The organism is Azospirillum oryzae, assembly GCF_008364795.1.
GTDB classification, from domain to species: domain Bacteria; phylum Pseudomonadota; class Alphaproteobacteria; order Azospirillales; family Azospirillaceae; genus Azospirillum; species Azospirillum oryzae.
In genome coordinates this window covers 841,709-854,321 of the sequence record NZ_VTTM01000001.1, presented here as the reverse complement: position 1 = coordinate 854,321, position 12,613 = coordinate 841,709, and the positions used below count along the sequence as shown (strand labels likewise).

At 68.3% G+C, this 12,613-nt stretch carries 8 protein-coding genes and 1 tRNA gene; 6 read left to right on the top strand and 3 right to left on the bottom strand.

The genetic code is table 11. From position 1 onward, the window contains the following. Positions 1-4: 4 nt before the first annotated feature. From FZ938_RS04110 to FZ938_RS04100, 3 genes are all read right to left on the bottom strand, one after another. On the bottom strand, positions 5-1,711 hold the full coding sequence (locus FZ938_RS04110; RefSeq protein WP_246798991.1) for a sensor histidine kinase: 1,707 nt from the start codon (positions 1,709-1,711) through the stop codon (positions 5-7). A 163-nt stretch (positions 1,712-1,874) separates the two neighbouring features. Further along, entirely contained in the window at positions 1,875-2,471 is a 597-nt protein-coding gene (locus FZ938_RS04105; RefSeq protein ID WP_149197350.1) for a response regulator transcription factor, read from the bottom strand. Further along, entirely contained in the window at positions 2,468-4,648 is a 2,181-nt protein-coding gene (locus tag FZ938_RS04100; RefSeq protein WP_149197349.1) for a PAS domain S-box protein, read from the bottom strand. Before FZ938_RS04100 ends, FZ938_RS04105 begins: the two co-directional genes overlap by 4 nt. Positions 4,649-4,825: 177 nt before the next feature. Here FZ938_RS04100 and FZ938_RS04095 point away from each other — a divergent pair, with 177 nt between their 5' ends. The 6 genes from FZ938_RS04095 to FZ938_RS04060 all read left to right on the top strand — a co-directional run bounded on the left by FZ938_RS04095 (position 4,826) and on the right by FZ938_RS04060 (position 12,483). Next, entirely contained in the window at positions 4,826-5,848 is a 1,023-nt protein-coding gene (locus FZ938_RS04095) for a TRAP transporter substrate-binding protein (RefSeq protein WP_149197348.1), read from the top strand. Positions 5,849-6,095: 247 nt separating this feature from the next. After that, entirely contained in the window at positions 6,096-6,665 is a 570-nt protein-coding gene (locus tag FZ938_RS04085; RefSeq protein WP_211101032.1) for a TRAP transporter small permease, read from the top strand. Further along, a complete protein-coding gene (locus FZ938_RS04080; RefSeq protein WP_012973571.1) occupies positions 6,662-7,960 on the top strand; it encodes a TRAP transporter large permease in 1,299 nt (432 codons plus the stop codon). Before FZ938_RS04085 ends, FZ938_RS04080 begins: the two co-directional genes overlap by 4 nt. Positions 7,961-8,150: 190 nt before the next feature. Further along, positions 8,151-10,202 (top strand): molybdopterin oxidoreductase family protein, encoded by a 2,052-nt coding sequence (locus FZ938_RS04075; RefSeq protein ID WP_149197346.1) that lies wholly within the window; start codon positions 8,151-8,153, stop codon positions 10,200-10,202. Positions 10,203-10,501: 299 nt separating this feature from the next. Then, the gene (gene recJ, locus FZ938_RS04065) at positions 10,502-12,298 is read left to right on the top strand and encodes a single-stranded-DNA-specific exonuclease RecJ (RefSeq protein ID WP_149197345.1); all 1,797 of its coding nucleotides are present in this window, start codon (positions 10,502-10,504) and stop codon (positions 12,296-12,298) included. A gap of 109 nt (positions 12,299-12,407) precedes the next feature. Further along, positions 12,408-12,483, top strand: a tRNA-Glu gene (locus FZ938_RS04060). Positions 12,484-12,613 lie beyond the last annotated feature (130 nt).

Here is a 12,613-nt window from a genome sequence, read left to right as displayed (position 1 = left end):
GCCCCTACGGCAGCTTGATGGTCACCGCGGTGCCGACGCCGGGGCTGCTGTCCAGGGTCAGGGTGCCGCCATGGGCCTCGATGAAACGGCGGGCCAGCGGCAGCCCCAGGCCGGTGCCGGCCTCCGCCTTGGTCAGGTAATTGTGGACCTGACGGAACGGCTCCATCGCGATCAGCAATTCGTCCGCGGTCATGCCAACGCCGGTGTCGGCGATCACGATGACCGCGCCCGTGCCGCCGGGACCGGGGGCCGCCTCAACCCGCACGGCGCCGCCCGGCGGGGTGAACTTGATGGCGTTGGAGAGGACATTCAGCACCGCCTGACGCATGCGCACACCGTCCACCGTGACCCGCAGGTTCTTCGCGATGGCGCCGCCGGTCAAGGTCACGCCCTTGCGCAGGGCCAGCGCCTCCACCAGCCCCAGGCAGTCGTCCAGCAGCTCGTCCAGCGCGACGTTGGCCGGGTACAGCTCCAGCCGGCCGGCTTCGATCTTGGCCATGTCCAGCAATTCGTTGACGAGATCCAGCAGGTGGCGACCGGACTGGTGGATCGCCGACAGATATTCGACATGCTTGGGCGGGGCTGGGCCGAAGATGCCGGACATCAGTGCCTCGGCGAAGCCGATGATGGCGTTCAGCGGGGTTCGCAACTCGTGGCTCATGTTGGCCAGGAAATCGCTTTTGGCCCGGTTGGCAGCCTCGGCATGCTCCTTCTCCGATTCCAGCCGGCGGCGCTGTTCGATCAGCACCGCCTCGCGGGCGCGGCGAACCTCCTCCTCGGCGCTGCGGCGGCGGCGGTAGGCGCGCGACACCAGCAGGGCCAGCATCAGCGTCGCCGCGCAGGCCAGGGCGCCGCCGCCGACCACCGTCATCCGGGTGGCGTTCAGCTTTCGCTGCACGATGTCGGAGGGCACGCCCAGCACCACCGACCAGCCGGTTTCCGGGGAGCGGTGGATGACGGAATTGACCTCCACCCCGTCCCTGGTCCGCCCGAGGAACATGTCGTTGCTGCCGGTCCGGATCCGTGCTTCCAGGTCCGCAAAGACCTTTTGGCCCAGATAGGCGGCGGCATCGCGCGAGCGGGCGGCGATCAGCATGGTCGGGTCGACCACCGCGACCGTCCAGTCCGGCGGAGTGTCGCGGGTCCGCAGCGCGCCGCTCAGCCCCTCCAGCCCGAGGGCCAGCGACAGGACATAGCGCACCCGGTCGCCTTGGCGCACCGGGTCGAATTGCATGATCGGCGCGCGCAGGATCAGAGACGGACGGCCCGGCGGCCCTCCGGGCGGCAGCACGCCGCCGATCACCGCCCGGTGGCTTTCGATCACATGGCGGGTGACCTCGTCCAGCCGCGGCGGCGGCAGGGGCTGGACCCCCAGCGGATACTGGGTGTGGAAGACGAAGCGGCCGGTGTCGGCGTCGATCAGCCCCATCGCCAGCCAGCCCGGCTGGCTGTGGCTGGCGGTGGTGGTCTCCTGATACAGGATGCGCAGGTCGTCGACATTGGGCTGAAGCAGTGACGTCAGCAGTTCCAGCGGCCGCAACTGGCTCGCCAGTTCGCGGTCGACCGCCAGGGACAGCGACTGCGCCACCGATTGCAGCGCGTCCTCCGTCTCCGCCCGCTCGCGCATGTCCAGCTGCCAGATCATAACGGCGCCGAACAGCAGCAGCGGCGCGATCACGGCAAGGCCGATGGCTAGGAAGGAACTGGGCAACCGAATGCGCAACCGCCGATGCTCCGAACCACTGGGAAGAACCACCGGGGTGGCAGGGCAGAATAGTACGTGATCCGTACCGGCTCCAGTGACGACCGCGCTCCTACCGGGTTTCCCCCAATCGCCGGGCGGCGATCGGCAGGTGGCGATCGGCAGGCGGCGATCAGGAGGCGCCGGACAGCAGCCGGGTCAATTCAACCGCCGTCTTCACCCGCATCTTCTCGAACACATGGCTGCGGTGGACCTCCACCGTCCGCATGCTGATGCCCAGTTCGTCGGCGATGACCTTGTTCAGCCGTCCGGCGACGACCAGTTCCATCACCTGCCGCTCGCGCTGGGTCAGGGTGGAAAGCCGGGCCGCCAGCCCCGCCTGTCCCGCCTCGCGCTCGCGCTGTTCGGCGTCGACGGCCAGCGCGTCGATCACCCGGTCGACCAGTTCGTTGTCGTTGAAGGGCTTTTCCACGAAATCACGGGCTCCCTTCTTCAGGGCGCCGACGGCGATCGGCACGTCGCCGTGGCCGGTCAGGAAGATCACCGGCATGCGGCAACCCTTGGCGAGCAGCCGGTCGAACAGCTCCAGCCCGCTCATGCCCTCCATGCGGATATCCAGCAGCAGACAGCCGGCGGTGTCCGGCCGCCACGACTCCAGAAAGGCTTCGGCGGACGGCCAGCCGACCACCGGGACGTTGCGTGACTGGAACAGCCAGCCCAGCGCGTCGCGGATGGCCTCGTCGTCGTCGACGATGTGCAGCGTGGTCATTCGGCGGCCTCGGCAGTGTGATCGGGGGCGGTGTTAGGAGAAGCGTGGCCGGCAAGACGGTTCGGGACCGGGGCATGAACGGGCAGGGTGAACAGGAAGCGCGCCCCGGCGGGAGTCGTCTCCGCGCCGTCCCCGTCCGCCACCGCCTCGAACCACAGCCGGCCGCGGTGGTGCTCGACGATGGAGCGGCAGATGTTCAGGCCCATGCCCATACCTTCGCGTTTGGTGGTGAAGAAAGGGGAAAACAGCCGGTCGGCGACATCCGGTGCTATTCCGCAGCCATGGTCGCGGATCTCCGTCAGCAGCACGCGGCCGTCCCCGTCTCCGGCCTGCCCGCCGTCATCGCCGCCGGCCAGACGGACGGTGACGGTCAGGCGGCGGTCGGCGCGCGGGGTGCGGGCCATCGCCTCGATCCCATTGCGCATTAGGTTCAGCACCACCTGCTGCAGCAGGATGCGGTCGCCGGTGACCGGCGGCAGGTCGGGCGGGGCGTCCAGCTCCACCCGCACGCCCAGCCGTGCCGCATCGCTGCCGGCCAGCCCGACGCAATCCTCCAGCACGCGGGCGAGCGAGCAGGGGGCGACTTTCGGATCGCGCTTGCGCACGAAATCATGGATGCGGCGCACCACCAGCCCGGCGCGCTTGGCCTGGGCGGCCAGCTTCTCCAGCGCCGCCGCCACCTCTTCGGTGTCGCAGCGGTCGGAGCGCAGGCGGTTGAGGCAGCCGGTGCAATAGCTGGCGATGGCCGACAGCGGCTGGTTCAGCTCATGCGCCAGGGTGGAGGCCATCTCGCCCATGGTGATCAGGCGCGAGGTCTGCTGCAGCCGCTCCTGCTGCTGACGGGCCAGTTCCTCGGCGCGCTTGCGCTCGGTGATGTCGAGGACGGAGCCCATCCAGCCGGTCTGGCGCCCGTTGGCGTCGATCAGCGGCGCCTCGTAGATCAGGGCGTCGAAGCGCTCGCCGTTGGGGCGCTGGAACCGCATTTCCAGCCCGTTCTCAGGCGCGCGGCCGGCCAGCACGTCCTGAAAGGCGGCCTCGGCCTGGTCGATCTCCTCCGGCAGCCAGTAGGGGGCCGGCGGGCCGCGTCCGATCAGGTCCTCGGCCTCCAGCCCGACCATCTTGCAGAAGGCCGGATTGACGTAGGTGATGCGCCCCTCCAGGTCGCGGGCACGCATGCCCACGGTCAGGCTGTCCTCCATCGCCTTGCGGAAGGCGTGCTCCTCGCGCAGCGCCTCCTCGGCGCGCAGGCGGCCGGCGATGTGGCGGCGCAGCGACCACAGGCTCCACATCGCCGATCCGGTCAGCGCGAAGATCGCCGCCACCAGCACGGTGCGCATGACGTTCGAATCGCTGGGATAGGCGGTGGCGACCAGCGCCAGCCCATGGCCGGGCGGGTCGAACGGGATGACGTGGCTGCGCGTCGGGTCCGGTGCCGGGCCGGCCATCGACCCCGGCACCGACATGCGGGACTTCGACCCCAGCACCGTCCCCCTCGCGTCGATCACCTCCAGCTGGTAGCGCTGGGCGAACCACCAGGGGACATGGTGGGTCAGCATCGCCTCGAACGAGAAGGCGCCGACCAGCGCGCCGGCGAACTTGCCGTCGCGGAACAGCGGGAAGGCGACGTCGAAGCCGTGATTGCCGGCGTCGACCCGATAGGGCGCGCTGTGGGCGCGCAGGCCGGAGGAGCGGGCGATGCGCACGGCGTCGGTCCGGTTCAGCCCGCCCAGTCGGCTGTCGTCCCCGTCCGCATTGTCCCCGGCCGTCGCGCCATTCCCCGGCAGCGGCGGTTCCGCCAGCTGCGTGCGCCCCTGGGCGTCCAGCCACAGCACCCTTTCGATCGCCGGGTTGGTATTCACCACCAGCCGGGCCATTGCGGCGAACTGCCGCATATCGACCTCGGTCCGGCCCAGCGTCTCCGCCAGCCGCTCCAGCTTGTCCTCGTCGGAGGCGAGCTGGAAGTGCAGGTTCTGCTCCGCCCACAGCGCGTCCTTGATCAGCGCCAGCGCCTGCTCGTCGCGTTCGTTGCGCTGAAGCAGCCACAGGAAGGCGCCCAGCAGCACCACGACCAGCACCATCGCCACCACCGGCATGGCGTGCGGCACCGCCCGCCCGAAATTGGTCGAGGGGGGACGGGCGGGGGAGGGGGAGGTGCCGGTGCGGAGCGGGTTCGACATTGGAATGGACACGAAAGTGTGGCGGCGGGGGATGGCGGGACCGGACGAAAGTGGGATAGGCCGACTCTGCGGATATCCACAATAGCCGCAATTCGTCCGATCATGAACAATGCGCAACAAGTACGGGGCGGAACATTCAGCTCTGTCGACAATCAACACCGGAAGGGGGACGCACCCATGAAATTCGTGAAGCTCCTGTGCGCGGCTGCGGTCGGCTGCATGATGGCGGCGCCGATGGCCATTTCGACGGCCTGGGCCCAGGACCAGATCGTCATCAAGTTCAGCCACGTCGTCGCGCCGGAGACGCCGAAGGGCAAGGGTGCCGAGAAGTTCAAGGAACTGGCCGAGAAGCTGACGGCCGGCAAGGTGAAGGTCGAGGTCTATCCGAACAGCCAGCTCTACAAGGACAAGGAAGAGCTTGAGGCTCTGCAGTTGGGCGCGGTGCAGATGCTGGCCCCGTCGCTGGCGAAGTTCGGCCCGCTGGGCGCCAAGGAATTCGAGGTCTTCGATCTTCCCTACATCTTCCCCAGCAAGGAAGTCCTGCAGCGCGTCACCAAGGGCGAGATCGGCAAGAAGCTGTTCCAGAAGCTGGAGTCCAAGGGCATCATCGGGCTGGCCTATTGGGACAACGGCTTCAAGATCATGAGCGCCAACAAGCCGCTCATCAAGCCGGAGGACGTGAAGGGCCTGAAGATGCGCATCCAGTCGTCCAAGGTTCTGGACGCCCAGATGCGCGCGCTCGGCGCCCTGCCGCAGGTGATGGCCTTCTCCGAAGTGTACCAGGCGCTGCAGACCGGCGTCGTCGACGGCACCGAGAACCCGCCGTCGAACATGTACACCCAGAAGATGCACGAGGTGCAGAAATACGCCACGCTGACCGACCACGGCTATCTCGGCTATGCGGTCATCGTGAACAAGAAGTTCTGGGAAGGCCTGCCCGCCGACCTCCGCGGCAAGCTGGAAGAGGCGATGAAGGAGGCGACCGACTACGCCAACGACATCGCCCAGAACGAGAACGACGTCGCGCTGGCCCAGATGAAGGCGTCGGGCAAGACCGAGTTCCACACCCAGACCAAGGAAGAGCGCGAGGCCTGGATCAAGGCTCTGAAGCCGGTCCACAAGGACGCCGAATCCCGCGTCGGCAAGGACCTGATCGAAGCGATCTACAAGGAAGCCGCCGCGGCCGGCTTCAAGATGTAAGGACTTGCGAGCGGGCGGCGTCTTCCCGTCGGACGGCGTCGCCCACCCTGACCTGACATGCGCCTTCCGGCCGTCATTCCCGCGAAGGCGGGAATCCAGCTTTCACGATCCATTCGCTGCGGCGCCTGCCTGGATCCCCGCCTTCGCGGGGATGACGGCCGGTTGAAGCGCTGGAATCGTGCTGCGGCTATCCAGCGTCCAAGCCCGTCTCCGAAGTCCATCTCCGCCGACCGGGAGATCCCCCGACATGTTCATGAAAATTCTTGACCGGCTTGAGGAGACGCTGATCGCGTCGCTCATGGCCGGGGCGACGCTCGTCATCTTCGCGTCCGTCGTCCACCGCTATTTCTCCGGCGTTCCCTACATTCAGGACTATGTGCTGCACTGGAACTTTGCCTGGGCGCAGGAGCTGTGCATCTACATGTTCGTGTGGATGGCCAAGTTCGGCGCCGCCTATGGCGTGCGCACCGGCATCCATGTGGGCGTCGACGTCATCATCAACCGGATGGAGCCGCACCTGCGCAGCAAGTTCGTGCTGTTCGGGCTGGGCGCCGGCGCGCTGTTCACCTTCATCGTCGGGTCGCTCGGCGCGCGCTTCGTCTACCACATCTCCGAGACCGAGCAGGTGTCGGCCGATCTGGAATGGCCGATGTGGATCATCTATCTGGCGGTGCCGCTCGGCTCCTACCTGATGTGCTTCCGCTTCCTCCAGGTCGCCTGGACCTTCGTCCGCACCGGTGAACTGCCCCACCACGACCATGCCCAGGTCGACGGCATCGACCCGGTCGAAGCCGCCAATGAAGGAGGTCCGGCATGAACGCCGCCATCATCTTCGGGCTTCTGCTGGCCCTCATGCTCACCGGCATGCCGATCTCGATCTCGCTCGGCCTGACGGTTCTGTCCTTCCTGTTCTTCATGACCGACGTGCCGATCGACGCCGTCGCCCTGAAGCTGTTCACCGGCATCGAGAAGTTCGAGATCATGGCGATCCCGTTCTTCATCCTGGCCGGCAACTTCCTGACCCACGGCGGCGTGGCGCGCCGCATGATCAACTTCGCGACGTCCATGGTCGGCCACTGGTACGGCGGCCTCGGCCTTGCCGGCGTGATGGCCTGCGCGCTGTTCGCGGCGGTGTCGGGCTCCAGCCCGGCCACGGTGGTCGCCATCGGCTCGATCATCCTGCCGGCCATGGTGGCGCAGGGCTTCCCGAAGAATTTCGGCGCCGGCATCATCACCACCTCGGGTGCGCTCGGCATCCTGATCCCGCCGTCCATCGTGATGGTGATGTACTGCGTCGCCACCACCGGCCACCCGCAGGCCGCCTCCATCGGCCAGATGTTCATCGCCGGCGTGGTGCCGGGCATCCTGCTGGCCTGCTTCCTCGGCTTCACCACCTGGTTCCGCGCCCGCAAGTTCGGCTATCCGCGCCTGCCCAAGGCCAGCTTTGCCCAGCGCATGCATGCCCTGCGCGAGAGCTTCTGGGGCCTGCTGCTGATCATCGTCGTGATGGGCGGCATCTACAGCGGCATCTTCACCCCGACCGAGGCGGCGGCGATGGCCGCGGTCTATGCCTTCGTCGTCGCGGTCTTCATCTACAAGGACATGCCGCTCAGCCGCGTGCCGAAGGTGCTGCTGGACAGCGCCAGCATGTCGGCGATGCTGCTCTACATCATCACCAACGCAGTGCTCTTCTCCTTCCTGATGACGTCGGAGCAGATCCCGCAGAACATGGCGGCCTGGATCCTCGACCAGAACATGGGCGTCTGGGTCTTCCTGCTGGTGGTGAACATCATCCTGCTTGCCGCCGGCAATTTCATGGAGCCGTCGTCCATCGTCCTGATCATGGCCCCGATCCTGTTCCCGGTCGCCATGAAGCTGGGCATCGACCCGGTGCATTTCGGCATCCTGATCATCGTGAACATGGAAGTCGGCATGTGCCACCCGCCGGTCGGCCTGAACCTCTACGTCGCGTCGGGCATCACCAAGATGGGCATCACCGAACTGACGGTGGCGGTGTGGCCGTGGCTGCTGACGATGCTGATCTTCCTCGGCCTCATCACCTATGTCCCGGCGATCACGCTGTGGTTCCCGCGCATGCTCGGTTTCATGTAAAGCCACAAGTCGTCAGGGGATTTTCTCGTCGAAACGGCAGGGGCCGCGAAGTCCGGAACGGGACTTCGCGGCCCCTTCGCGTGTCCGGCCCTTCATTATTGTACCCATACATTGTTGTGCATTGAAGCGGGCGCGCGGCCGGGCCTAAACTTCCACCTTCTCCCGCCGCCAGCCAGACCAGAGGTTAGCCTTGCCGGCCCAGTTCCTCCCCACCGCCTGTCCGCACGACTGCCCCAGCACCTGCGCGCTGGAGGTGGAGCGTCTCGCCCCCGACCGCATCGGCAAGGTGCGCGGCGCGGCGGAGAACAGCTACACCGCCGGCGTCATCTGCGCGAAGGTCAGCCGCTATGCCGAGCGGGTGCATTCCCCCGACCGGCTGAAGACGCCCCTGCTGCGCAGCGGCCCCAAGGGCTCCGGCCAGTGGACGGAGATCGGCTGGGACGAGGCGCTGGACCGCATCGCCGATGCCTTCCTGGCCGCCGAGCGCACGTACGGCGCCGAGGCCGTCTGGCCCTATTTCTACGCCGGCACCATGGGTCTGGTGCAGCGCGGCGCCATCCAGCGCCTGCGCCATGCCAAGGGCTATTCGCGCCAGACCAGCACGGTGTGCGACACGCCGGCCAACATGGGCTGGCTCGCCGGCTATGGCGACATCCGTGGCGCCGACCCGCGCGAGATGGCGGAGAGCGACCTGATCGTCAACTGGGGCGGCAACCCGGTGGCGACCCAGGTCAACGTCATGACCCATGTCAGCCGCGCCCGGAAGGGACGCGGCGCCAAGCTGGTCACCATCGACCCCTACCGCACCGGCACCGCCGAGGTCTCCGACCTGCACCTGATGCTGCGGCCGGGCACCGACGGGGCGCTGGCCTGCGCGGTGATGCATGTGCTGTTCCGCGACGGCTACGCCGACCGCGCCTATCTGGCCCGCCTCGCCGCCGGCACCGACCGGCTGGAGGCGCACCTCGCCACCCGCACCCCCGAATGGGCGGCCGGGATCACTGGCCTGACGGTGGCGGAGATCGAGGAGTTCGCCCGCCTCTACGGCACCACCAAGCGCAGCTACCTGCGCATCGGCTACGGCCTGTCGCGCGCCCACAACGGCGCGGCCCAGGTCCATGCCGTGTCCTGCCTGCCGGTGGTCACCGGGGCGTGGCAGCACAAGGGCGGCGGCGCGCTCTACTGCTCGTCCGGCATCTACAAGCTCGACAAGACCCTGTCGGAGGGGCTGGACCGCCTCGACACCGGGGTCCGCAGTTTCGACCAGTCGCGCATCGGCGCGGTGCTGACCGGCGACCCGCGCGACCTGACCAGCGGCCCGCCGGTGACGGCGATGCTGATCCAGAACACCAACCCGGTGACGATCTGCCCCGATTCCAACCGCGTCCGCCAGGGCTTCCTGCGCGAGGATCTGTTCGTCGCGGTGCATGAGCAGTTCATGACCGACACGGCCAAGCTGGCTGATCTGGTGATCCCCGCCACCACCTTCCTGGAGCATGACGACATCTACCGCGGCGGCGGCCAGATGCACATCCTGATCGGCCGCAAGGTGATCGAGCCGCAGTTCGAGGCGCGCGAGAACCACTGGGTCATCTCCGAAGTCGCCCGCCGCGTCGGCGCCGAGCATCCCGGCTTCGGCATGACCGCGCTGGAGATCATCGACGCCATGCTGAAGGCCTCCAACCTGGGCGACGCGGCGACGCTGACCGAGAACCGCTGGATCGACGCCCAGCCGGATTTCGAGACCTCGCACTTCCTCAACGGCTTCGCCCATCCCGACGACAAGTTCCGCTTCGCCCCCGACTGGGCGGCGCTCGGCCCTTATGGCGGCATGCCGGAACTGCCCGACCACATGCCCCCCGGCCGCGATGCCGACGCCGAGCACCCCTTCCGCCTGGTCACCGCCCCGGCCCGCCAGTTCCTCAACACCTCCTTCACCGAGACGCTGACCGCCCAGAAGCGCGAAGGCCGTCCGACCGCGCTGATCCACCCCGACGACGCGACGGGGCTTGGCTTCGCCGACGGCGACGCGGTGCGGCTGGGCAACCCGCAGGGCAGCGTGGTCGTCCATGCCAAGCCCTTTGCCGGCGTGCCGCGCGGCGTGGTGATCGTCGAAGGCATCTGGCCCAACAGCGCCTTCGTCGAGGGCATCGGCATCAACAGCCTGACCTCGCCGGAACCGGTCCCGCCGGCCGGAGGTGCTGCGTTCCACGACACGGCGGTGTGGATGCGGGCGGCGTAGGTTTGGGTACGTTAGACCCCCACCCCAACCCTCCCCCGCTGGGCGGGGGAGTGAGCAAGTGCTTGATCGGTAAGGCAGCGGCAGTCCCTCCCCCGCCCAGCTCTCGCACAAAGCTACGCTTTGTGCTGACGCGGCAGGCGGACCGATGGTCTGCTGAGAGCGGGGGAGGTTAGGTGGGGGCATTCGCCAGCCGACACCTCCCCACCCCCATATCCCACCCCTGCCCATACCCACCCGTGCGCCGCGCGCCCATCTCTGCTATGGCTGTGCCCCCATCCCAGCGACCGTGCAGCACCGCCATGACCGAGTCCGCCGCCTTCCTCAACGTCGCCAACTCCCTGTCCGGCAAGCGCTGGCAGGCGCGGCCCTGCGACGAGCGGCAGGCCCAGGCGCTTACCCAGGGGCGTGGGCTGCCGGAGATCGTCGGCCGGGTGCTGGCCGCCCGCGGTGTCACCGACGACACCTGCGACACCTTCCTCAACCCGACGCTGAAGGCGCTGCTGCCCGATCCCTCGCGTTTCCGCGACATGGACCCGGCGGCCGAACGCATCGCCCGCGCCATCCGCGACGGCGAGCCGGTGGCGGTGTTCGGCGATTACGACGTCGACGGCGCCACCTCCGCCGCGCTGCTGCGCCGGTTCTTCCGCTCGCTCGGCGCCGACATCCGCGTCTATGTCCCCGACCGCATCACCGAAGGCTACGGCCCGAACGCCGCGGCGCTGCTGCGTCTGAAAGGGGAGGGGGTGCGGCTGGTGGTGACGGTCGATTGCGGCATCTCCGCCTTCGCCGCATTGGAGGCCGCCGCCGACGCCGGGCTGGAGGTCGTCGTGCTCGACCACCACGCCGCCGAACCGCGCCTGCCGCCCGCCGTCGCCCTGGTCAACCCCAACCGGCTGGACGAGGACGGCGCGTACCGCACGCTCTGCGCCGCCGGCGTCACCTTCATCACCATCGTCGCCGTCAACCGCGCGCTCCGCCAGTCCGGCTTCTACCGCGACCGGGCCGAGCCCAACTTGATGGAATGGCTCGACCTCGTCGCGCTCGGCACGGTGTGCGACGTGGTTCCGCTGACCGGTCTCAACCGCGCGCTGGTGGCGCAGGGGCTGAAGGTGATGGCGCGCCGCGCCAACCCCGGCCTCGCCGCGCTGTCCGACGTGGCCGGCGTGAAGGAGAAGCCGGACGCCTACCATGCCGGCTATGTCCTCGGCCCCCGCGTGAATGCCGGCGGCCGGGTGGGCGCATCCGACCTCGGCGCCCGCCTGCTCTCCACCGACGACCCCATCGAGGCGATGGAACTCGCCCAGCGTCTGGAAGGTCACAACGCCGAACGCCGCACCATCGAGCAATCGGTGCTGGACGAGGCACTGGAGCGTGTCGCCGCCGAGGCCGGACGCGAGACCGATCTGGTCTTCGTCACCGGCGTCGGCTGGCATCCCGGCGTCATCGGCATCGTCGCCGCCCGCCTGAAGGAGCGTTACAGCCGCCCGGCCTGCGTCGTTGCCCTCGAGGAAACCGCCGATGGAACGGTCATCGGCAAGGCATCGGGCCGTTCCGTCCGCGGCGTCGACCTGGGTTCCGCGGTGATCGCCGCCCGGCAGGAGGGGCTGCTGCTGGCCGGCGGCGGCCACCGCATGGCGGCCGGCTTCACCGTGGCCGGCGACAAGATCGACGCACTGCGCGACTTCCTGCACAGCCGCATCTCCGAACAGGTGGCATCCGCCCCGCTGGTGCCGACGCTGGAACTGGACGGCGCCCTGTCGGTCGGCGGCGCCAGCATCGGGCTGGTGACGATGCTCGACAAGCTCGGCCCCTACGGCACCGGCAACTCCGAACCGCGCTTCGCCATCGCCGATGCCCGCGTCGTGCGCGCCGACGTGGTGGGGGCCAACCATGTCCGCTGCATCTTGCAAGGCAATGACGGCGCCCGGCTGAAGGCCATCGCCTTCCGCGCGCTCGACAGTGACATGGGGCAGGCGCTGCTGACCGGTCGCGGCACTCCTTTCCACCTCGCCGGCGTGCTGCGGGTCGACCGCTGGAACGGGTCGGAAGGCGTGCAGTTGCTGATCGACGACGCGGCGCCTGCGCGCTCCGCCTGAGCGCTTGCAGGACGCCGGGCGGGCAGGGCGCAAAAAAGTATCGGGGGATGCAAAAAAGCGCTTGCGCTCTCCGGCTCCGATCTTTAGAAAGCGCGTCACCGCGAACGACGTCCCCGTCGTCTAGAGGCCTAGGACACCGCCCTTTCACGGCGGCGACACGGGTTCGACTCCCGTCGGGGACGCCACCTCCTCCAAGGTGCGTGACAAGCTTAGAAGGCCCGGCTGCAAAGCCGGGCCTTTTGCGTTTGGCGAATTTTTGCCGGGCGGTTGCCCGCCGATCCGATTTCGCCCATCCTGATCTTTCCGGCTGCAGCA

Bases quoted from the DNA above. Each gene is read 5' to 3' on its own strand.
- FZ938_RS04105 (WP_149197350.1), bottom strand. From the start codon at position 2,471: ATGACCACGCTGCACATCGTCGACGACGACGAGGCCATCCGCGACGCG.
- FZ938_RS04100 (WP_149197349.1), bottom strand. From the start codon at position 4,648: ATGTCGAACCCGCTCCGCACCGGCACCTCCCCCTCCCCCGCCCGTCCC.
- FZ938_RS04095 (WP_149197348.1), top strand. From the start codon at position 4,826: ATGAAATTCGTGAAGCTCCTGTGCGCGGCTGCGGTCGGCTGCATGATG.
- FZ938_RS04085 (WP_211101032.1), top strand. From the start codon at position 6,096: ATGTTCATGAAAATTCTTGACCGGCTTGAGGAGACGCTGATCGCGTCG.
- FZ938_RS04080 (WP_012973571.1), top strand. From the start codon at position 6,662: ATGAACGCCGCCATCATCTTCGGGCTTCTGCTGGCCCTCATGCTCACC.
- recJ (WP_149197345.1), top strand. From the start codon at position 10,502: ATGACCGAGTCCGCCGCCTTCCTCAACGTCGCCAACTCCCTGTCCGGC.